The 21700-nt window shown below is 62.6% G+C and carries 21 protein-coding genes and 1 tRNA gene; 6 read left to right on the forward strand and 16 right to left on the reverse strand.

Annotated features, from left to right (window positions below):
• Positions 1-7: 7 nt before the first annotated feature.
• The 3 genes from ACFOHJ_RS08265 to ACFOHJ_RS08275 all read right to left on the reverse strand — a co-directional run bounded on the left by ACFOHJ_RS08265 (position 8) and on the right by ACFOHJ_RS08275 (position 3403).
• The gene (locus ACFOHJ_RS08265; protein ID WP_378220014.1) at positions 8-1147 is read right to left on the reverse strand and encodes an ABC transporter ATP-binding protein; all 1140 of its coding nucleotides are present in this window, start codon (positions 1145-1147) and stop codon (positions 8-10) included.
• Between the two features lie 76 nt (positions 1148-1223).
• Complete coding sequence (locus ACFOHJ_RS08270; RefSeq protein ID WP_378220015.1) at positions 1224-2321, reverse strand: polyamine ABC transporter substrate-binding protein; 1098 nt, start codon at positions 2319-2321, stop codon at positions 1224-1226.
• Positions 2322-2461: 140 nt separating this feature from the next.
• A complete protein-coding gene (locus tag ACFOHJ_RS08275; protein WP_378220016.1) occupies positions 2462-3403 on the reverse strand; it encodes a DMT family transporter in 942 nt (313 codons plus the stop codon).
• 224 nt (positions 3404-3627) lie between these two features.
• On the opposite strand from ACFOHJ_RS08275, the gene ACFOHJ_RS08280 reads away from it, so the two are divergent.
• On the forward strand, positions 3628-4578 hold the full coding sequence (locus ACFOHJ_RS08280) for a fatty acid desaturase family protein (RefSeq protein WP_378220017.1): 951 nt from the start codon (positions 3628-3630) through the stop codon (positions 4576-4578).
• On the opposite strand, the gene ACFOHJ_RS08285 is transcribed toward ACFOHJ_RS08280, so the two are convergent.
• Positions 4558-6006, reverse strand: coding sequence for a helix-turn-helix domain-containing protein (locus ACFOHJ_RS08285; RefSeq protein WP_378220018.1), 1449 nt, complete (start codon positions 6004-6006; stop codon positions 4558-4560). The two genes, ACFOHJ_RS08280 and ACFOHJ_RS08285, sit on opposite strands and share 21 nt — an antisense overlap.
• Before the next feature lie 256 nt (positions 6007-6262).
• Between ACFOHJ_RS08285 and aceA the strand changes: the two genes are divergently transcribed.
• From aceA to ACFOHJ_RS08300, 3 genes are all read left to right on the forward strand, one after another.
• Positions 6263-7552 carry an isocitrate lyase gene (gene aceA, locus ACFOHJ_RS08290; RefSeq protein WP_378220019.1) on the forward strand — a complete coding sequence of 430 codons (1290 nt, stop codon included), beginning with the start codon at positions 6263-6265 and terminating at the stop codon, positions 7550-7552.
• A gap of 36 nt (positions 7553-7588) precedes the next feature.
• Complete coding sequence (locus tag ACFOHJ_RS08295) at positions 7589-7828, forward strand: SMc00767 family acetate metabolism repressor (RefSeq protein WP_378220020.1); 240 nt, start codon at positions 7589-7591, stop codon at positions 7826-7828.
• A 264-nt stretch (positions 7829-8092) separates the two neighbouring features.
• Complete coding sequence (locus tag ACFOHJ_RS08300) at positions 8093-8506, forward strand: response regulator (protein ID WP_378220021.1); 414 nt, start codon at positions 8093-8095, stop codon at positions 8504-8506.
• A gap of 104 nt (positions 8507-8610) precedes the next feature.
• Here ACFOHJ_RS08300 and ACFOHJ_RS08305 read toward each other — a convergent pair whose 3' ends face one another.
• A complete protein-coding gene (locus ACFOHJ_RS08305) occupies positions 8611-9309 on the reverse strand; it encodes an HAD family hydrolase (RefSeq protein WP_378220022.1) in 699 nt (232 codons plus the stop codon).
• Between the two features lie 251 nt (positions 9310-9560).
• Between ACFOHJ_RS08305 and ACFOHJ_RS08310 the strand changes: the two genes are divergently transcribed.
• Positions 9561-9637 (forward strand) — tRNA-Arg (locus ACFOHJ_RS08310).
• Between the two features lie 379 nt (positions 9638-10016).
• On the opposite strand, the gene ACFOHJ_RS08315 is transcribed toward ACFOHJ_RS08310, so the two are convergent.
• The 9 genes from ACFOHJ_RS08315 to ACFOHJ_RS08355 form a co-directional block, all read right to left on the reverse strand.
• Positions 10017-10391 carry a hypothetical protein gene (locus ACFOHJ_RS08315; RefSeq protein WP_378220023.1) on the reverse strand — a complete coding sequence of 125 codons (375 nt, stop codon included), beginning with the start codon at positions 10389-10391 and terminating at the stop codon, positions 10017-10019.
• 74 nt (positions 10392-10465) lie between these two features.
• Positions 10466-10663 (reverse strand): hypothetical protein, encoded by a 198-nt coding sequence (locus ACFOHJ_RS08320; protein ID WP_378220024.1) that lies wholly within the window; start codon positions 10661-10663, stop codon positions 10466-10468.
• Positions 10664-10693: 30 nt separating this feature from the next.
• On the reverse strand, positions 10694-12007 hold the full coding sequence (locus ACFOHJ_RS08325; protein ID WP_378220025.1) for an LLM class flavin-dependent oxidoreductase: 1314 nt from the start codon (positions 12005-12007) through the stop codon (positions 10694-10696).
• A 145-nt stretch (positions 12008-12152) separates the two neighbouring features.
• Positions 12153-12986 carry a nitroreductase family protein gene (locus tag ACFOHJ_RS08330; RefSeq protein ID WP_378220026.1) on the reverse strand — a complete coding sequence of 278 codons (834 nt, stop codon included), beginning with the start codon at positions 12984-12986 and terminating at the stop codon, positions 12153-12155.
• A gap of 90 nt (positions 12987-13076) precedes the next feature.
• The gene (locus ACFOHJ_RS08335) at positions 13077-13577 is read right to left on the reverse strand and encodes a flavin reductase family protein (RefSeq protein ID WP_378220027.1); all 501 of its coding nucleotides are present in this window, start codon (positions 13575-13577) and stop codon (positions 13077-13079) included.
• 42 nt (positions 13578-13619) lie between these two features.
• Positions 13620-14945: an LLM class flavin-dependent oxidoreductase gene (locus ACFOHJ_RS08340; protein ID WP_378220028.1), complete on the reverse strand. Its 1326-nt coding sequence runs from the start codon at positions 14943-14945 to the stop codon at positions 13620-13622.
• 270 nt (positions 14946-15215) lie between these two features.
• Positions 15216-16244, reverse strand: coding sequence for a proline racemase family protein (locus ACFOHJ_RS08345; protein WP_378220029.1), 1029 nt, complete (start codon positions 16242-16244; stop codon positions 15216-15218).
• Between the two features lie 6 nt (positions 16245-16250).
• Positions 16251-17741 (reverse strand): aldehyde dehydrogenase family protein, encoded by a 1491-nt coding sequence (locus ACFOHJ_RS08350; protein WP_378220030.1) that lies wholly within the window; start codon positions 17739-17741, stop codon positions 16251-16253.
• 44 nt (positions 17742-17785) lie between these two features.
• Positions 17786-19021: an NAD(P)/FAD-dependent oxidoreductase gene (locus ACFOHJ_RS08355; RefSeq protein WP_378220031.1), complete on the reverse strand. Its 1236-nt coding sequence runs from the start codon at positions 19019-19021 to the stop codon at positions 17786-17788.
• A gap of 157 nt (positions 19022-19178) precedes the next feature.
• On the opposite strand from ACFOHJ_RS08355, the gene ACFOHJ_RS08360 reads away from it, so the two are divergent.
• Complete coding sequence (locus ACFOHJ_RS08360; protein WP_378220032.1) at positions 19179-19898, forward strand: GntR family transcriptional regulator; 720 nt, start codon at positions 19179-19181, stop codon at positions 19896-19898.
• Positions 19899-19950: 52 nt separating this feature from the next.
• Here the strand turns inward: ACFOHJ_RS08360 and ACFOHJ_RS08365 are convergent, their stop codons facing one another.
• A complete protein-coding gene (locus ACFOHJ_RS08365; protein WP_378220033.1) occupies positions 19951-20715 on the reverse strand; it encodes an SDR family NAD(P)-dependent oxidoreductase in 765 nt (254 codons plus the stop codon).
• A 17-nt stretch (positions 20716-20732) separates the two neighbouring features.
• The gene (locus ACFOHJ_RS08370; RefSeq protein ID WP_378220034.1) at positions 20733-21689 is read right to left on the reverse strand and encodes a flavin reductase; all 957 of its coding nucleotides are present in this window, start codon (positions 21687-21689) and stop codon (positions 20733-20735) included.
• Positions 21690-21700 lie beyond the last annotated feature (11 nt).

Consider the following 21700-nt stretch of genomic DNA (forward strand, 5'->3'; position numbering starts at 1 on the left):
CCCGCCCCTATCGCGCCAGCACGATGCCGGCGTCGGGCCGGAACGAGATCCAGGCGCGGTCGTTCCAGGTCAGCGGATCGTCCATGATGCGCGCGGCATTCAGCATCGAGGCGCGCACGACCTGCCCGTCGTCCAGCTTGACGTGGTAGACGGTCATGTCGCCGAGATAGGCGATATCGTAGACTTCGCCTTCGAGCGCGTTGACGGCTTCCGCCGGCCGCTTCGACGACACCTTGATCTTCTCCGGCCGGATGGCGAAGGCGACATCGGCGCCGGCGGCCGCCTCGCCGGCGTTGTCAATGACGATCTGCGCGCCGCTGGCGCCGGTGATGCGGGCGGTGGTGGCGTCGCTGGCCGCCACCTTGCCCTCGAACATGTTCACGTTGCCGACGAAGTTGGCGACGAAGCGCGATGTCGGCGCCTCGTAGACCTCCGTCGGTGTCGCTACCTGCATCACCTCGCCCTTGTCGAGGATGGCGATGCGGTCGGCCATGGTCATGGCTTCTTCCTGGTCGTGCGTGACGACGAGAAAGGTCAGGCCGAGGTTCTGCTGCAGGTCCATCAGCTCGAACTGCGTTTCCTCGCGCAGCTTCTTGTCGAGCGCCCCGAGCGGCTCGTCGAGCAGCAGCACCTTGGGCCGCTTGGCGACCGAGCGAGCAAGGGCCACGCGCTGGCGCTGGCCGCCGGAAAGCTGGTGCGGCTTGCGCTTGGCGAAGGGCTCGAGCTTGACCAGCTTCAGCATCTCGGCCACGCGCTTTTCGATGTCGGCCTTCGGCATGCCTTCCTGCTTGAGGCCGAAGGCGATGTTCTTCTCCACGCTCATATGCGGGAACAGCGCATAGGACTGGAACATCATGTTGACGGGCCGCCGGTAGGGCGGGATGCCGCGCAAATCCTGGCCGTCGAGCAGGATGCGGCCGCTGGTCGGTTCCTCGAAGCCCGCCAGCATCCGCAAAAGCGTGGACTTGCCGCAACCGGATGCGCCCAGAAGCGCGAAGAACTCGCGCTCGAAAATCGAAAGCGACAGGTCGTTGACCGCCGTGAAGTCGCCGAAGCGCTTGGTGACGTTCTCGAACCGGATATAGGGCTTGGCGTTCGGGTCATTCCACGGTGCAAAATCCCTGCGGATGCTACCGAGCGATGCCATGGGCTTCTCCGTCCTGCCGGGGCCAGCGCCCCCGTAATGGGAAAGGCCCCGGCGCCGGGCGCCGGGGCTTCAGGGCTTACTGTCCGGTGACGACCTTGGTCCAGGTGCGCGTGAAGATGCGCTGCGTCTTGGGGTCGAGCGCGGTGTTCACGAACAACTTCTTCATCGTCGCCTCGTCCGGATAGACGGCCGGATCGTCCTTGACCGCGGGGTCGAGGAACTCCTGCGAGGCCTTGTTGCCGTTGGCGTAGAAGACGTAGTTGGACGACTTGGCGATGACTTCCGGCCGCATCATGTAGTTGAGGAATTCGAGGGCTTCCTCGGGGTGCGGCGCGTCGGCGGGGATCGCCATCTGGTCGAACCACATCTGCGTGCCTTCCTTCGGGATGGAATAGGCCAGGTCGACGCCGTTCTTGGCTTCCTCGGCACGCGAGCGTGCCTGGAAGACGTCGCCGGACCAGCCGACCGCGGCGCAGATATCGCCATTGGCGAGGCCGTTGATGAATTCAGAGGAGTGGAACTTGCGCACATAGGGGCGAACCTTGAGCAGCGCTTCCTCGGCCTTGGCGATGTCGGCCGGATCGTGGCTGTCGGGGTTGAGCCCGAGATAGGCCAGCGTGACCGGGATCATGTCGGTCGGCGAATCGAGGAAATTGATGCCGCAATCCTTGAGCTTGGCCGCCTGCTCGGGGTCGAACACCGCCGCCCAGCTATCGATATGGTCGGTGCCTAGCGCGGCCTTGATCTTCTCCTTGTTGTAGCCGATGCCGATGGTGCCCCACATGTAGTTGATGGAATAGTCGTTGACCGGCCCGAAGACCTCCAGCCGCTTGTTCACCTCGCCCCACATGTTCTTCAGGTTCGGCAGCTTGGACTTGTCGAGCTTCTGGAACACGCCGGCCTGAATCTGGCGCTCCAAGAAGCTTCCCGTCGGCACGACGACGTCATAACCGCTGCCGCCGGCAAGCAGCTTGGTTTCAAGGATCTCGTTGGAATCGTAGACGTCGTAGACGACCTTGATGCCGGTCTCCTTGGTGAAATCCTGGAGGATCGAACTGTCGATATAGTCGGACCAGTTGAAGACGTTGACGACGCGCTCCTGGGCCTGGGCGCCCATCGTCGCCGACAGCACGAAAACCGAGACCGCGGAAAGCCAGAGTGCTTTACCGTTCATGCGAGGACTCCCTTTTTTACAAACGTTGCCCGCCGGCGCACCACCCCCGGGACGCTGGCCATATATTTCAGACTATGAAGCTTTTCAGGAAGCGACAAGCGCGAATCGGCAGCCATCCCCGGCGAGCCGCCGCCGGCCGCTCAACTGGGCGACGGCATGCCGGTCACGCCGGGCCGGCGCGGGTGCGTCTGGCGCCGGAATTCCAGCCCGATATGAACGAGCAGCGCGGCAAAGACGATGGTGCCGCCGATGATGGTGCGCGCCGAGGGCACCTCATTGTGGATCAGCCACACCCAGATCGGCCCGAGCAACGGCTCGAACGTGCCGAGAAGCGCTGCGACCGCCGCCGGGACCAGCCGCGCGCCGGTGGCGAAAAGGGCGAGGCCCAGCCCGAGATTGACGACGCCGAAGGCGAACAGGAAGCCCATGTCGCGCCCTGTCACCTCGAAGCTCGACGCCAACGGGGCGGCGACCACGGCGGCGATCATCGTGCCGAGGCAGGTGGCCGGGGTCATGCGCACATTGGCGTAGCGGCGCGTGAACACGGTCGCCATCGCCAGCGAAAAGGCGATCAGCAGCGCCAGCGCATTGCCGATGGGCGAGACGGTGGCGTGCAGGGAATCCGAGACCATGACCACGATGCCGGCAATGACCGCCAAGATCGCCGCCCAGGTCGCCCGCGACACCTTTTCGCCGAACAGCGCCCAGGCGATCAGCGCCGCCAGCAGAGGCACGCCGGCCTGCATCAGGAGGATGTTGGCGACGGTGGTGTAGGCCAGCGCGATGATGAAGGGAATCGAGGAGGTAACGAAGCAGATGGCGACGGCGACACCCGGCAGGCCCATGTCGCGGAACAGTTTCAGCGTGCCCCGCCAGCCGTCGCGCCAGACCATGAAGCAGACCAGGAACGCGGCCGCCCAGACGGAACGCCAGAAGATCACGGTCCAGCTGTCGCTGTTTTCGATGAAGCGGGCGATGGCGCCGCCGAAGCTCCACATCAGCGCCGACAGGAACACCAGCAACCAGCCCTTGCGCTCTTCGCGCAATGTGGAAAGCGGTACGGTCACCCCGCGCGAAACCATCGCCCCGACATGCCTCTTCGCTCGAATCAAGTTCCAGCCGCCAGCGCGGCAACCCGTTGTAACTCAGTCGGGTAGCCCAAGGCAGGGCCTGCGGCGTGGTCCAGCGGACATGGACGATTGGGGCACCCGCCCGAAGCCGCCAGGATCGCGACAGGCCGGACGCCCGGCAAGCGTTGAACGAAACGGCGGGACGGCTAGAATGGGCCGGGCGAGGGTTTCGAATCATGAAGGTTTACAAGGCGACCATCAACTCGAAGGAGTTGAAGCAACTGTCGGTGCTGGCGCCGTCGCGAACCGCGCTGGCGCTGGCGCTGGACTGGCTGGTGATCGCCGCCGCCATCGCGGCCAGCGAATACGCCCAAAACGTCTGGGTCTATCTCGTGGCGGTAGCGCTGATCGGCGGGCGCATGCATGCGTTGGGCGTGCTGGTGCACGAGGCGGCGCACTACCGCTTCCTGAAGAACCGCAGGCTCAGCGAATGGATCATGGACGTGTTCGCGGCGTGGCCGGTCGGCACCACGGTAGACGGCTATCGCCAGAACCACCTCGCCCATCACCAGCACGTCAACACCGAGGACGACCCCGACTGGGTGGTCAAGCTCGGCACAACCGCCTTCACCTTCCCGCAGAAGATGCGGGTGCTGACGCTGCGCCTCCTCGGCTATCTGGTGGCGATCAGTTCGCTGATGGACATCACCCATCTTTTGCCGCGCGTCAGCAAGAACGCACCCAAGAACACGCGCTACCGGCTGACGAGGCTCGCCTTCTACCTGGCCTGCGCGGCGTTGTTTACCGTGCTCGGCATCTGGAAAGGCGCCCTGCTCTACTGGTTCGTGCCCTATTTCACGGTGTTCTTCCTGTTCCTCTATGTGCGCAGCGTCGCCGAGCATTTCGGCGGCATGGACTATGACGAGGAACTGGGCAGCACGCGCACCGTCTACCCCTATCTGTGGGAGCGCCTGTTCTTTGCCCCGCACAACATCAACTACCACCTGGAACACCACATGTTCCCGGGCGTACCCTACTACAACCTGCCGAAGCTGCACGCGGCGCTTCTGCGCGACGACGCGTTCCGCGCCAAGGCGCACCTCACGCGCGGCTACTCGACCGGCCTCGTGCGCGAGTGCCTTTCGGGCGTGTACCGGCCGCTCACCTCACTGAAAGTCGAAGGCTGACAGGCCCGTTACCATCTCGTCGAGGCCGAGCGGGCGCGTGACCGGCGGCTCGGCGCGCGACAGGCAGCCGATGCGCTCGCACAGCCGGCAGGCAGGCCCGACGGGCGTCGCAGCACCGTGGCCCGCCTTGGCCGCAGCGCCGGGCGTCACGCCCGGAAGGGCCGCGCCGTAGACGATCTCGTCCTTGAAACCGATGTCGCAACCGACCAGCAGGGCCGTGCGGCGCGGCCGCTCGTTGAAGGCGCCCTGCGGGCCTTCCAGCGTGCGGGCGACGCAGAGGAACTGCGCGCCGTCCGGCATCTCGACCGCCTCGACGAAAATCTGGCCGGGCTGGGCGAACGCCGCATGCACCGGCAGTTTCGGGCAGCCGCCGCCGAAGCGGCTGACGGGAAAACCCTGCGCGCCGGCCCGACGGAACCGGTTGCCGGCGCTGTCCACCTCCAGCATGAAGAACGGCACCGCCGCGCTTTCCGGCCGCTGCAAGGTCGTCAGCCGGTTCGCCGCCTGCTCGAAGGAGACGCCGAAGCGCGAGCGCAGGACGTCGATGTCGTAGCGGGCGCGCTGGGCCGCGGCATGAAACGGCTGATAGGGCATCATCAGCGCGTGGGCGGCGTAGCGGCCGAGTTCGAACCGGGCCAGCCGCCGGGCCTCGTCGTTGGAGAATTTCAGCGCCTGTATCTGCGCGGCCACCGCCACCGACATGCGGATCAGGCAGGCCTCCATCGCCACTTCGCGCAACTGGTCGAAGGGCGACAGCCGCTCCGACAAGAACAGGCGCTGCGAATGGCGGTCGTAGCGGCGGCGCCAGTTGGGCATGGTGGCGACCGGCAGCACCTTGACGACGATGCCGTGCTCGCGCTTCAGCCACGCCTTCAGCGCGCCGAAGAGGTCGTCGCCGGGATCGAGCACCGCGCCGAACGCCTCGGCCTCCTCCTCCAGCGACGAAAAATGGTTTGGCCGCCGCTCGAACACCTCGCGCGTCTCGTCGATCGGCAGGCGCGCGCCGGACAGCGCCGCCGCCCGGCCTTCGCTCGCCAGAAGGGCATTGAGGTCGGACAGCCGCTCGGCCTGCTCCCGATAGGCGCGATAAAGTTTTACCACCGCCGCGGAGGCATTGGGGGCGGCCTCGGCGATCTCGATCACCTCCTGGTCGCCCGGCAATTCGCCCGCGAGCAGCGGATCGGAAAACACCTCGCGCAGCGCAGCCGCCGACCCGCCCGCATCGCCGTGCAGTTCCTCCGGCTCGACATGGTAGGTCGCGGCAAGCTTGAGGATGAGTTGCACCGTCAGCGGCCGCTGGTTGCGCTCGATGAGGTTGAGATAGGACGGCGAAATACCCAGCCCTTCCGCCATCGCCGTCTGCGTCAGCCCCTTGGCGTTGCGGATGCGGCGAATGCGCGGCCCGGCGAAAATCTTCTGTTCGGCCATGGACTTCAGCCTGTCGAATGATGGTGAACTGTTACAGGGTTTGACAAAACTCTTGTCGCCCAACAATTTACAAGTTTGACAAATTTACATTCCACTTCTGTCAAGCGCAAGACAGGATTACCTGATTTCCAGGCACAAAAGCACGTATTCTCTCGCCTCCTTCGCACTGCAATGTAAATGAAGTCACACGGAAATGCCGAAGCAAACTTTCCGAAACACGTTCGGCACACCGCCTGCACACTCGAAGGAGCCTTTCATGACCGATTTTTACAATCTCAACCCGTCCGCCCCCGAAGGCCGTTTCGACGGGATCGAGCGGCCCTATTCGCCGCAGGACGTGCAGCGCCTGCGCGGCTCCGTGCAAGTGCGCTACACGCTGGCCGAAAACGGCGCCAACCGGTTGTGGAAGCTGCTGCAGGAGGAGGATTTCGTCAACGCGCTCGGCGCCATGACCGGCAACCAGGCCATGCAGCAGGTTCGCGCCGGCCTGAAGGCGATCTACGTTTCCGGCTGGCAGGTCGCAGCCGATGCCAACACCGCCTCGGCGATGTATCCCGACCAGTCGCTTTACCCCGCCAACGCCGCGCCGGAACTGGTCAAGCGCATCAACAAGACCTTGCAAAGGGCCGACCAGATCGAGGTTTCGGAAGGCAAGGGCCTGTCGGTCGAAACCTGGTTCGCGCCGATCCTGGCCGATGCCGAAGCCGGCTTCGGCGGCCCGCTCAACGCCTTCGAGATCATGAAGGCCTTCATCGAGGCGGGCGTCGCCGGCGTCCACTACGAAGACCAACTCGCGTCGGAAAAGAAATGCGGCCATCTCGGCGGCAAGGTGCTGATCCCGACGGCGGCGCATATCCGCAACCTCACCGCGGCCCGGCTTGCCGCCGACGTCATGGGAACGCCGACCCTGGTGGTGGCCCGAACCGACGCCGAGGCGGCCAAGCTGCTGACCTCCGACATCGACGAGCGCGACCAGCCCTTCGTCGACTACGACGCCGGCCGCACCATGGAAGGCTTCTACCAGATCCGCAACGGTATCGAGGCCGGCATCGCTCGCGCCGTCGCCTACGCGCCCTACGCCGATCTTCTGTGGATGGAAACGTCCAGGCCGAACCTCGAGGAGGCCAAAAAATTCGCCGAGGGCGTGCGCAAGCACCATCCGGGCAAGATGCTGGCCTACAACTGCTCGCCTTCGTTCAACTGGAAGAAGAATCTGGACGACGCCACGATCGCCAAGTTCCAGCGCGAACTGGGCGCGATGGGCTACAAGTTCCAGTTCATCACGCTTGCCGGCTTCCATCAGCTGAACCACGGCATGTTCGAGCTATCCCGCGGCTACAAGGACCGGCAGATGGCAGCCTATTCGGTGCTGCAGGAGGCGGAATTCGCCTCCGAGGCGCAAGGCTACACGGCCACCAAGCACCAGCGCGAGGTCGGCACAGGCTATTTCGACGCCGTGTCGATAGCGATCACCGGCGGCAAGTCCTCCACCAACGCCATGCACGGCTCGACCGAGCAGGCCCAGTTCAAGGCGGCGGCCGAATAGGCCGCGAACCAGACAAAACCCGAAGGGAGAAACATCATGGCATCGATCAGCCGTATCCAGGAACGAACCGAAGAACAGGCCACGACCATGCGGACCGACCAGCAGGCGGCCGTGCGCATGCTCGCCAACGACCTGCACCGTCTCAACCAGTCGGTGATGAACGCGGTCGAGGCCGGCGTCTCGGTGGAACTGGTGCGCTCGGCCCGCCACCATGGCGGCGACGGCAACTGGGGCGACCTGCTGATTCCGGTGATCGTTACCCAAGGCAGGGAGTGATCACGGCCCCGGCAACCGGCGGATAATATAGAAAAATGAAAAATACTTGCTTCACCGCAGGTATTTTTCATTTTTACGTACCCTGAAACGCAAAATTCCAGCCGCGATTTCCAAAGCGGGGATGGATGGCCGGGACCGCATGCTTTCAGCTTGACAGAAACTTCCGGCTCGCGCATCTACGTCTAGGTTGCAACTTAGCATTGAACCGGCGGTCGTCAGCGATCCCTTGGGGTACCGATCGTCGCCAAGATGGCGCGGCATGACATGAACCAGAATAGCGACGCCGCCCCCCTGATCGATTTTTCGACGGTCGTCGTCGTTGCCAAGTCTCCCATCAACCGCATCGTGCTCGCCAGGATCGTGGAGCGGACCGGCCTGCGGCCGATCGTGGAGGCGCCCGAGACAGCCGCGGCGACCCTGTTGTCGCTGACCCCGGGAGCCATCGTTCTCGACGGCGGCACCGACAACCGGGAGTGCCACCATCTCGGCGTCACCATAGCGTCGGCGCGACGCGCCTGCGGCGGGGCCTCGCCGGCCGTGATCCTGCTTTCCAGCAAGGTCGGCACCCCCCAGAGCCTCGGCCTGCCGGGCGTCGTCGACACCGTCATCGCCAAGCCGATCACCCCCGAAAAGCTGCAGCCCGTCATCGAACGGCTGATCGCCGTGGCGCGCAGCTAAGGCCGCGCGCCACGGCGAACGCAATTTCACTGCTCCAGCCTGTTTTCCTGGCCGCATTTTCGCGACGCAGCCGATTCACCTTCTTGCACGGTCGCCCGCTTCGATCAGTCGAGGGTCGCCAGCACGGCCGGCAGGCCGCCGAGGTCGGCAAGCTGGCGAAACCGCGGCAGATCCGCCGGAGCATCGGCATGGTCGAGTGCCCAGGTGAATGTGTGCGGCACATGGGCGCCCCAGCCCCCCGCCTCGATGGCCGGCAGGACGTCGGACTTCAGCGAATTGCCGACCATCATGCTTTTTGCCGGCCCGTCGCCGTGGCGCGCGAAAATCCGCGCGTAGGTTTCGGCGTGCTTGTCGCTGACGATTTCCACGGCATCGAAGAAATCCGCCAGCCCCGATTGCGCCAGCTTACGCTCCTGGTCGAAGAGATCGCCCTTGGTGATGAGCACGAGGCGATAGGCGCCGGCGATCGATTCGAGCGTTTCGCGGACATGCGGCAGGATTTCCACCGGATGGCTGAGCATCTGACGGCCGGCGTCGAGAATTTCAGCGATGGTGGCGGCCGAAACCTGCCCTTTCGTGACCTCGATCGCGGTTTCGATCATCGACAAGGTAAAGCCCTTGATGCCGAAGCCATAGGCGGAAAGGTTGCGCCGCTCCGCCTCCAAAAGCCCTTGGGCTATGACGCCTTCGTCCGCCTGGCCGGCCAGCATCGCCGCGAAGCGCTCTTGCGTGCGCCGAAAGAACTGCTCGTTGTGCCAGAGCGTGTCGTCGGCATCGAAGCCTATCGTCGTCACCTGCCGCACTGTTTGATCCGCCTTCTCGCATCGGCCTACCCACGCAATTTAGATCAGCCACGGGAAAATGTAACCGGCGACGACGGCCGCCAGTTCGTTCGCACACCAATCGACCCAGCGCCCTGCCCGGAAAAAGGATATGACCCCCGGCCGTCATTTGCCCCGTTGTGGCTTTGCGCGGGTTCGGTTAAGAAGCTGCGGTCGATTGCTCGGCATCCATTGACCGCGACCGGTCGATCAGGCTAGGCAAGCGGCACGCTGCACCCGTAGCTCAGCTGGATAGAGTGCTGCCCTCCGAAGGCAGAGGTCACAGGTTCGAATCCTGTCGGGTGCGCCAATTTTTCCTTTATATTACAATGCACTACGGCGATCCGCGGAGCTTCGTTTTGCGAGAAGCAAGACGCCCGTAAGCAATGGAGCCCACTTCGGCATAACCTGACTTCCGCTAACGGATGCAATTTCCCGCTGGATTCATTTCATTTTCCGCGGAAGTGATCGTTCAATTGTGTGTCCGCGGGGCTGAGCGCTGCCCCCGTAGGTGGCCCGCGGACTGCCATTTTCATCCTGCGAGCAGATGTCGTGGTCGGCGCCGGGATCAGTTCTCGATGTCCAGATCACTACGGCGTCGGGATTGGGATGACCGGCCTTTCGGACCCGTTCGAGCTCCATCTGATAGACCAGGGCCTCTCCCCGCTCTCCAACCTCTCGATCTCGTTCTACCTCCGCACCCGTCCGTGGGCTCCAACCACCGTAACCGCCACCGCCGCACGCCACTCTGGTGCTTCCAGCTTCTCGCCCTTCGTCTCGGACACCGTGAGTGTGACGTTCTCCAATGCAGGCAACGGCGGAGGCGAATAGGTTTTGATGGCCACGGTCGGAGCAGCAGGGGGAGGAGGGGTGGCTTGCGACCCGGCGGATTGATGGACCGGGACCTGGGGGGCAATGTCATGATCCGGGGCAGTGTTCAAGGTGCCCATCATCTGCCTGACCGCTTCTTCGCCGATGTCGTCGATATCGTCCTCAGTTAAGTCCAGCTCGGGCTCCACCTCCCAATTCCTCGGGTCGATGGCCGCCCGATCCAGCTGGACCAAGATGTCCGACGTGCTTCTGCAGAGGACGAGATGTACGCCGTTCCAGCTACGATGATGCCGGCGACACCAGAGGCCTATAGCAGGCCGAACTGATGAAGCCCGACGGTGCGCCATCCGCCGAGCGCGGCAGAAATCGCGCAGGTCACGACGAACGCCGTCAGCATCTGCCTGCGAACGAGCTGGAGGAGCGAAAGACGCCCCTTCAACTCGCTCAACAGAATGGAACTCATGGCGGCGCAACAGGCCGACAATAGAGCGAACGCCTCAGGCATGATGCGAACCGCCGCGAAAACGAGGTGTCGCTACTGCCTCCAGGGCGCTATGGGCCGCTTCAGACCGAGATGCTCCCGCAGCGTCGCGCCTTCATAGTCGGTGCGGAACAGCCCGCGACGCTGCAGTTCCGGAACCACCATGGAAATGAAATCTTCAAGCCCGCCGGGCAGTGTGGCCGGCAGCACGTTGAAACCATCCGCCGCTCCACCTTTGAAGCGCTCTTCCATCTGGTCGGCAATATCCGATGCCGTGCCTACAACGAGCCAGTGCCCCCTGCCCCCGGCGGTGCGCCTCGCAAGTTCTGCGATCGACAGGTTCTCCCGCCGCGCCATGCCGACCAGAAGTTGCTGCCTGCTCTTGTTGCCGTTGGCTTCGGGAATCTCGGGCAGCGGCCCGTCCGGGGGGAAGGCGGACAGATCGAAATTGCCGATCATGTGGGAAAGTTGGGAAATTGCCACCTTCAGGTCAATCAACTGCTGCAGCTCGGCAAACTTGTCCTCGGCTTCGGCGCGCGTCCTTCCCGGTATCGGCAAAACGCCGGGAAGGATGAGCATGTCGTCTTCGGTACGGCCATATTTCGCCACCCTGCCCTTCATGTCGGAATAGAATGCCCGGGCTTCCTCCATCGAGTTCTGCGCGGCAAACACGATTTCGGCGGTCCGGGCCGCAAGTTCACGTCCCGGTTCGGACGCTCCTGCCTGGACAACGACTGTATGCCCCTGCGGCGAGCGAGCGACGTTCAGCGGTCCGCGGACGCTATAATGCTGGCCGCTGTGGTCGAGGACATGCATCTTGTCGTGCTGGAAATAGATGCCACTGCTCTTGTCGTAGAGAAATGCGTCGTCCTCGAAACTGTGCCAAAGGCCGAGGACGACATCCATGAACTCCTCTGCCCGTTCATAGCGCTTTTCGTGCGCGAGATGCTTTTGCGAACTGAAGTTCGCCGCTTCCTCCTCGTTATTGGAAGTGACGACGTTCCAACCTGCGCGCCCGGAGCTGATCAAATCCAGCGAAGCGAACTTGCGGGCTAGGTTGTAGGGCTCGTTGAACGTGGTTGAAACCGTGCCCACCAGCCCGATCCGCTCCGTCACCGCGGCAAGCCCGGAAAGCAGCGTGAACGGCTCGAAGAAAGCGGAGCGGCTGAGACGCGCACCGACATCCTTGCTCGTATCTTTCACCGCCACGGTGTCATCCAGGAAGAGCAGGTCGAACTTCGCACTCTCGGCCGCCTTGGCCAGCTTCACATATTCCTTGAAGTTCGCGCCCAGATCCGCCGCGGCCGACGGGTGACGCCACGAAGCCGGGTGATGTCCGGGCGCCATCAGGAACGCGCCGAGCTTCATTTGATTCCTGGCCATTAGAGTTCCTCCGCATTCGAGCAGCTGGCAGCGACAATCGTCACGCTATCGATTAAGTCGACTTGCTGTCAACACCATGTCTACAATTATAGAAACGACCCGCTCGGGGCAGCAGGGGCGCAGCATTCCGTTATTGCGTGCTGAACCCCTTGTTCCGAACAAACGTCCCGAAGGTGGCGCGCTGTTCGACGGCGTATTGACGAGCCTTGTCTTCCGACCATCCATAGGCTGGCGACAGGCCCCAGCGATCGACGTCGCACTGCTTCTCGAGGGGCTGCAATCGGCTTCTTCGGCGATCGTAGCGGTCGATGGAACTCGTCATTTCGGCATCGTCGAAACGACCGATGTGAGCGGTGATCTCCAAAGGAAGCCTAGGGCTCAGTTGCGCATCTTCCTTGGCCCAGCCGAAACAGTAGGCTGCGAAAGGTATCACCTTGTCTGGAAGGCCCAGCCATTCGGAGACGTCTTCCGGAAAATTGCGGATCTCGCTCAGGGGGCACCCTGCCAGGCCGACCGCTTCCGTCGCCACGATGAACCATGCGAGGGCAATCGCCGCATCTCCGATGCAGTTGAAGAGCAGATCGAAATGGTCGTTCGGGAAGGGCCTCTTCCTCCGCTCGAACAGGCTGGAAAGACGCCGGCCGTTCGCGCAGAAAACAACGCATCGCGGCGCCGCGCGCACCCACGGGGACTGCGGAAGCCGGTCAGCGATCCGGTCCTGGACGGCGCGGTCCACGACGACGATGTCGCGCTGCTGGAGATCGCTCTTCGACGGTGCCGAAAGCGCCGAAGCCACCAGCGTTCTTACCAGGTCGTCCGCAACCGGTTGTCCGTCGAACCCACGATGCACGCGATGGCCGGCAAGCAATTCCAGCATATCGGCAGCCGCCGGCGGCACGGATGCGAACTCTTCCTCCCGACACCCAAACCTCAGGGCCAGGAGCTCCTTGAACCTGTTACCCATGTAGAGCCTCCAAATATGCAGGCGGCCGGTTCGTCATCGCCACCACGGCGAACCCGCCCGGCATCGCCGATCATCGGGGTCGGCGCGGCACTACCCCGATGACGCCGCCGTCAGGGACATCGTCCTGCCTCGATGGTGCAGCAGGGGCATCTCCTTGTCGTTCGTCATCGTCGCGACCACACGGCCGATGACGATCGCGACGCCGTGTCGATGAATGACCTCCTCGACCTCGCAGTCCGCCGCCCCGACTGCGCGAACAAAGATCGGACATCCGGTCTCGAGCGACGTCCACTGACCTTCTTCGAAGCGTGCCGCACCCGAGACGCCCGACTTTCCGGCGAACAGACCCGCGACGCGCTCGCTGTCGGCAGGCAGGTAGTTCACCGCGAACCGCCGCCTGGCCAGGATGTCGCCACAGGCAGACGTTTTCTCATCGATGGAAACGAGCATGGTTGGCGGGCTGGCGCAGACGTGGGTAGCCGACAGGCCGAGAAAGCCTGATGGCCCGGCCGGCCCGTCGACCGTGATGACCGTGCTGCCGACCACCCGTTGGCCGAGCAGGGTCCAGAATTGCATCGGATCCGGGCTCATCCAAGCGTCCTCCGCTTCAAGAGTCGTTCACGCAGGGGCATTTCAGCTCGCAGCGAAATGTTTCGGCCGGGCTACGCCAAGATTCTCGCGAAGGGTTTTGCCTTCATAACTGGTCCGGAAAAGGCCCCTGCTCTGCAACTCCGGAATGACGAGATCTACGAATTCCGAAAGGTCGCCCGGGAAGACCGGCGGCATGACGTTGAACCCGTCGGCCGCCTTTTCGGTGAACCACAGTTCCATCTGGTCGGCAATATCGGAAGCGGTTCCGACAACCACCCAATGCCCGCGTCCGGCCGACACCGACTTGTAGGCGTCCTTCACGGTCCAGTTGTTGAGCTTGGCGAGGTCGAGCATCATCTGGGCGCGGCTCCACTTGCCGGTGACGTCCACTTCCGGCATAGGAGCGTCGACGTCATATTTGCTCATGTCCATCTGCATGGTCTGCGATAGGAGGTTCAGCCCGACCTCCGGCGGCACCAAATCCTGGAGCTGGTCGAACTTTCTTTGTGCGTCCGCTTTCGTCTTGCCGACCACGGCCATAATGCCCGGCATGACCTTGATCTCATCTTCGTTCCGGCCGTACTTGGCGAGGCGGGATTTAACGTCGGCATAGAATTTCTTCGCCGCGGCGATGTCCTGTTCCGCTGAGAAGACGACGTTGGCGAAGCGGGCCGAGAGTTCCTTGGCGGGTTCGGACGTGCCCGCCTGAATAATCACTGGCCAGCCTTGTGGCGGCCTCGCCACGTTCAAAGGCCCCTTGACCGAGAAATGCTTGCCCTTGTGGTTGAGGACATGGAGTTTCTCGTCGTCGAAGAAAACGCCGCTCTCCTTGTCCTGAGGGAAGGCGTCATCTTCCCAAGTGTCCCAGAGGCCCGTCACGATTTCCACGAACTCCATGGCGCGCTCGTAGCGCTCGGCCGGGCTGTAGTGCTGTTCCCGACCGAAATTCAGGGATTCGTCCTCGTAGTTGGACGTCACCACATTCCATGCGGACCGCCCGCCGCTGATATGGTCCAGCGATGCGAACTTGCGGGCCATGTTGAACGGCTCCATGTACGACGTGGTCTGCGTTGCCGCGAGGCCGATATGACTGGTCTGCAGCGCAAGCGCCGAGAGCAGGGTCATCGGCTCGAAATGAGCGATGTTGCGCACCGTATGCTTCAGGATCGCCTTATCCTCGGCCAGGAATCCGAGGCGGTCGGCTATGAAGATCATGTCGAACAAGCCGCGCTCGGCGATCCGGGCCAATTCGACGTAGTGGCCGATATTGGTTCCCGCATCTGCCACGGCGTTAGGGTGACGCCAGGCAGCCAAATGCTGCCCCGTGGGCTGCAAAAACGCTCCCAATCGCATTTTCGGCTTCGTCATTCGATTCCTCCAAGCGTCATCAGTGAAAGCGAATCAAGGCCAGCTTGAAACGCCTGCAAATGGCCTCGCCAAATCCGGACATGGCGAATTTGAACGTCGCGTCCGCATGGCCTGGAGATTGCGGAAAGGACGCTCTCCTGTCAAGTCATGTCGGCACGGTGTCTACAAAATCGAAATGAAAAACTACCCGGAAACGGCGAACAGCCGCGGTTGCCCACGGCTGCTTAACTGCCCAAGTGTCTGGTTGCTGAACGCCGGGACCGGCACCCCTCACATTCGGGAGGCACCCGCACCCCAGGTATCCGTCAAGGCAAATCCCTCGGGAAAGGGATCGCTGCTGGTCAGGCGAAGCTGCTCGCGGCCATATACCCATCCGCGTCCAGTGATGCGCGGCAGGATAGCCGCCCTTCCGCCCACTTCCGTCAGCCCGGCCACCTCGGCAAGAAACTCGCCACCGATGGTCGATCGGGATGTCCAGCGATCCCCGACCTTGGCCCGCCCCCGCGCGACCAGGGTAGCAAGATTGGCCGAGCTGCCTGTCCCGCAGGGCGAGCGGTCCACCCGACCCGGTTCAAGCGTGGTGCACGTACGCACGACGCCCTCACGCTCTATGTTGCGAAACATCACATAGGCAATCTGGTCGACGCCGTGGAGCGTCGGATGGCTGACTTGGACCTGCTCGGCAAGCAGGCGTTTGATTTCGGTTCCGGCCTCGGCCAGCAGACGCGCATTTTCCGGCGCGATGCTCGCTCCGATTTCAGAGGCGTCTACGATGGCATAGAAGACACCCCCAAACGCAACATCGGCCTTGATCCTTCCCCAGCGAGGTGTTTCGACAGGGGTGTCGAGCAATTCAACGAAGCTCGGGACATTATCGAGGGTAACGGAGACGCACGCGCCCTTGTGGCATTTCGCGCGTGCTACCACCAAGCCTGCCGGCGTATCCAGATGGACCACCGTTTCGGGCTCGATCATCGGGACGCGACCGCTTTCGAGAACCGCTGTCACGACGCAGATGCAATTGCTGCCAGACATCGGATGCGCCCGGTCAGCCTGCAAGACGATGAACCCGGCATCAGCATCCGGGCGCGTCGGCTCGATCAGCAGGTTCACCGACATGGCGACGTGCGCCCTGGGCTCAAAAGTCACGAAGCGGCGCAGACTGTCGTCGACCTCGTTGATGTAGTTCATCTTGTCGAGGGCGGTCGCACCCGGAATGTCGGGGGCGCCAGCGACGATGACCTTGCCGATTTCGCCCTGGCAATGGACTTGCAACAGATCGAGAGATTTGTCCCACATTCTGCGTCACTCCGCTGCCGCAGGCTTGAGATACCAACCCCAGGGAACTTCGCTGACGAACCTGGTGATCTGCTTGGTCTCAAGGTAGTTTTCGAGACCCCAGCGACCCAGTTCGCGGCCGATGCCGGACTCCTTGTAGCCGCCCCATGGCGCCTCGGTGAACGTAGGCTGCGAACAATTGATCCATACGATGCCCGCACGGAAGGCCTTGGCGACCCGTTCGGCACGAAGATCGTCGGAGGACATGACCGCAGCCGCAAGGCCGAAGCGCGTGTCGTTGGCCAGTTCGATCGCCTCTTCCTCGGTTTCGAACGGACGAATGCAGACGACCGGACCGAATATCTCCTCGCGCCAGGCATCGCTTTCCAGCGGCACGTCGACAAGGATCGTCGGCTCCAGGAAATAACCCTTCTCGAATCCCGCCGGGCGCTTGCCGCCGCAAGCAACGGTCGCACCGGTCGCCTTCGCGGCTTCGATAGCGGCACTGACCTGTTGATGCTGCTTCCTGGATACGAGCGGCCCGAGGAGTACCCCTTCCTCCAGCCCGTCGCCGATTTTTATATTCCTCGTAGCCTCCACGAGGCGGGCGAGCAGCCGGTCATAGATCGAAGCCTCGACCAGCACCCGGGATGTGGCGGAGCAGACTTGGCCCTGGTTCCAGAAGATGCCGAACATGATCCATTCCACGGCTTCTTCGATATCGGCATCACCGAATACCACGAAGGGTGATTTACCGCCCAGCTCAAGGCTGACGCGTTTGATGTCCCTGGCTGCAGTCTTCATGATGGCCGATCCGACGGGACCCGAACCGGTGAATGCGAGTTTGTCGACGTCCTTGTGTTCGACGATGGCCTGGCCAACAACCGAACCGGATCCCGTGACGATATTGAGGACACCCGGCGGCAGACCGGCCTCCTCCGCTATGGCACCCAGTTCAAGTGCGGTCAGAGACGTCAGTTCCGCCGGCTTCAGGACCATCGTGCACCCAGCCGCCAATGCAGGAGCCACCTTCCAGGCCGCCATCAGCAGCGGATAGTTCCAGGGAATGATCGCGCCGGCGACGCCGACCGGTTCCTTTACCGCCTTCGACAGAAATCTTCCGTCCGACAATAGGACTTCTTCCTCCGAATCATTGTCGAGCTTCGCGGCCAGATCCGCATAATAGTCGAAGCATCCCGCCGCATCGCCGATATCCCACTCAGCTTCGGGAAGAGGCTTGCCGTTGTCCAGAACCTCAAGGCGCGAGAGTTCGCCAAGGCGGGCGCGAATCCCCGATGCGATACGCCGAAGGTACTCGGCGCGCTGCCGACCGCTGGTTCTGGACCATCCGTCCTTGTCGAAGGCGCGGCGGGCCGCTGCCACCGCGACCTCAACGTCTTCCGGAGACGCCGCGGGGGCGGCGTGAATGATTTCTTCGGTCGCCGGGTTGATGACATGGAACGTGCCGCCGTTCATGGGCTTCACCCACCGGCCGTCGATATATAGTTCGTTGCGCATTGCGATTTTCCTTTCGCGATGGAGGCCAGGGCCACCGATTGGCATCAGAAGCGATCGACCCGGTAAGGGGCCATGTCGATGGGGGGAACGCGTCCGCCTACAAGGTCTGCGATGAGGCGCGCGGTCGTTGCCGCATATGTCAGCCCGAGATGCCCGTGGCCCGTCGCATAAAAGACACCCGGATGCCGTGCCGAAGGCCCTATGATCGGCAAGGTATCGGGAAGCGCCGGACGGTGCCCCATCCACTCCGTAGCCCGGCTAGTTTGAAGTCCGGGCAAAGCAAACTCGGCATGCCTGACCAACACCTTGGCCCGTTGATAGTTCGGAGCGGCATCGAGGCCTGCCATCTCGACCGTACCGCCGACCCGCAGGCCGCCAGCCGTCGGCGTAACCATGAAGGCGCGGGCTGGCCAGATGAGCGAATGGCGCAGGCCTACGCCTGGCTCCGAAAGCTGCGTGTGGTAGCCACGCTCGGTCTCGAGCGGAATCGACTCTCCCAACTTGGCCGAAAGACGCCCTGTATAGGCGCCGGCGCAGAGAACAAGTTGGCCGGACCGCACTGTATTTCCGTCCTTCAAGTGGATCGTCCAGCCAGCCGATGCCTTACTGAAGTCCACGACCTCGCCCCGAAGCACCTCGCCGCCGGCCGCTTCGAATCGCTCGCAAAACTTCGTCACGAGTTCGTAGGGATTCCTCACGGAGAGGTTTTGAGGAAACAGCACCGCCTTGCCGATGGTCTTCGACAAACCGGGCTCCAACTCCCGTGCCGCGTTGCCATCCAGAACCTCATGGGCCAACCCGAAACGTTCAAGGACATCGATATGGTCCCAATCCGCCCTGAATTCGGCTTCGTCGGAATAAAGGCTCAGGCAGCCCTGCCGAGAGAGAACATCCGTCAGACCGGCCGACTTGAGAAGGGCCGAGAGATCTTCGTGGACACGCTTGCAGAGCACCGCCCCCGCCGCTTCGATCTGCCGGACGCGGGACGGCAGACCGGCCGCCATGAACTTGATGAACCAAGGCATCAGCTTCGGCATGTAGCCCGGCCGGAAACTTACCGGGCCATTCGGATCGATCAGCCAAAACGGAATCTTCGACCAGACCGAGGGGCGGGACGACGGCAGGAATTCCGTCACCGCGATGCTGGCCATGTTGCCGTAGGAGGCGCCTCTCCCCGGCGCGTCCCGATCGATCAACACAACCTGGAAACCGCTACGCTGCAACTCGAAGGCGATAGACACACCGACGATTCCCGCGCCGACAACCGCGACCTGAGACAATCTGACCCCAAGAATATCTTTTCTGACTTTCGCTGCTGGCGCAGCCGGTGGAAACAGAGTATGTCGTCACCAAGTCGACAAAGTCAAGCGACCTGAGAATTTGCCGACACGCGATTTTTCTGTATTGATGGTCAGAGTCGGCAAAGGACAGGTATTGATGGCGGATGAACCGGAATTTCGCCGGGTAAGGGGAACGGGATGGAAGAGCGTGTACGACACGCTTCGGATGGAGATCCTGGACCTCACTTTGAAGCCGGGCCAATTGCTCGACGAGACGACGCTCGCTGAGCGTTTCGATATGTCTCGCTCGCCTGTGCGCGAAGCTTTGATCAGGTTGGCGGGTGAAGAACTCGTCATCACCTTGTCCAATCGCAGCACGATCGTCGCCCCCATCGAGGTCGGCACCTTTCCTAAATACGTGGAGGCACTCGATCTTGCACAGCGCATGAATACGAGGCTCGCCGCGGTATTCCGAACTCCGGCTGACCTGAAGACCATCGCGCGACGGCAGAAGGAATTCGAGGCCGCGGTGAAGACGGGCGTCCACCTGAAGATGTCGGAGACGAACAAGCAGTTTCACATGGCAGTGGCGCACGCCGGCAGGAACCCTTACCTCGCATCGTTCTACGAGCGGCTGCTCAATCAGGGCCAGCGAATGCTCCATCTCCATTTCGAGTATCTGGAACGAGCGGAGGGCGGCTATCTCCTGACGGAAGAACACGACCAGATGCTGAAGGCCATCGAGGCACGGGATGCCGATCTGGCTGACGAGTTGGCACATGCCCATACCCGCCAGTTCCAGGATCAGTTCATCGGGTTCCTGCGCGAGAATTACAGCTCCGATATCGCGCTGTCGCCGCAAAGGGCAGCCGAATAGCCACGATCGGCGTCATGAATATCGGTGCCGTGGGCCGTAACTGCCAAATGCCTTAGCGAATGTAGCTCCCGCCGTTCATGTCGAGCGTGGCGCCGTTGAGCGAATGCTGCGACGAGCGAAGCACGAATGCGATTACCTCCGCGATCTCCTCGGGCAGCGCCATCTCCCCGATTGGTATATCGGCAACCGCCGCCTGCTTTCCGAACCGGGCGATATAGCCCTTCGCCATGTCGGTGAAGACCCATCCCGGCGCGATCGCCACGGCAAATATGCCCTTGTCGCCGAAGTTGCGGGCAATGGATTTCGTGAGGTTGTTCAATGCCGCCTTGGTCGCTCCGTACGCCATGGCCTCGGCCGCATATCCGCGCTGCCCGGCTCGGCTTGCCAGATTGACGATCTTGCCTCCTCCATGTTCGGAAAAATGCAGGATCGCTTCGCGGCACAGGTCTGCCGGCGCGAACAGGTTGACCCGGAATTCCTTCTGCCAGGTTGACTGCCATGCTTGGAGGCCTGCCTCTATGCTCACCTCGGTCCGAATCCCCGCATTGTTGACAAGCGCATGGATTCGGCCGGCTTTCGATCGAGCCTGCTCCCACAGGCGCGTGGCCCCCATCGGATCGGACAGATCGGCCTGCAACGTCACACCAGCGCCGACTTCCTCAAGCAACTGCTCCGCGGCCGCCTGATCCCGCCCATACTGAATGATCGGGACCGCTCCCTCTCTCGCCAGTTGCCGGACTACGGCGGCGCCAATTCCTCTGGAGGCTCCCGTCACCAGCACGTTCTGCCCTTGCAGCGGTTTACCAACACCAGCCATCGCAACCTCTCCGCCGCTCACGATTTCGACCACAGGTGACGGAGGACATTCGTCGTTTCCTCGATCTGCAGGGGCGACAGGCCGGACAGTTCCTCGTTCTGAAACTGGAGCCAGCGGCGACGAACATTCTCTCGAAGAGCCGAGCCCGATGCCGTCAGCTTGTAGGTATCGCCGTTGCGAACCACGATGTTCTTGCCCTGCATCTCCGCCAGCGCGTCCTCCGTGTCCCGGCTGCCGAGAAACGTCTTGCGGGCGATGGCAGACATCGTCATGTCCGGCATCTCGTCCAGGGCATCCATGATGCGCGTCACCGAAAGGTGCACGCCTTCGGCCGCTCGGTGGGCATCGAATTTCTCCGACAGAAGATGGTGAACCCTGAAGACGAGCGAGATCAAGCTGTTCGCGCCCCCGGAAGCGTTCATTTCACCGATATCCTTCGGCACCTCGGGGCGAGCCCTTACGCTCGGATGGTCGGCCGGCACCGCATAACGTCCCTGGACGAACATCAAGGGGTCACCTTCGAAGGTACGAACATTGACGGCACGCCCGACCTTGATGACGTGATCGCCGCCATCGTACGAAGCTTCCGTCTTGCACTCGATATGAGCCAAGGCGCCGTCGAGCATCGGAATGCCGTTCCATCCCGGGGTCGTGGCCTGCCCGCCGAATTTGTCTGTCGCCGAACTGGCGAAATGTCGGGACAACTCCATCTGGTCCTTGGACAGGATATTGATGACGAAACCCTCCGCTTTCTGGAAGATATCGAAGCTTCTCGACGTACGCGCGATCGACCACAGGACCAACGGCGGATCGAGGGAAACCGACGCGACCGAATTCACCGTGGCGCCAGCGTTCTGTTCGCTGTGCCGGGTCGTGATGATAGCCACACCCGTACCGAAAAGGCCCAGGCAACGTCGGAACAGCCTGGTGTCGTCGGCCGGATTCCCTTCCTCGAGTGGTCTGATGACGTCCATCTGGCTCGTCC

This window comes from Aquamicrobium soli, from assembly GCF_042646345.1.
Taxonomy (GTDB): Bacteria; Pseudomonadota; Alphaproteobacteria; order Rhizobiales; family Rhizobiaceae; genus Mesorhizobium; species Mesorhizobium soli_A.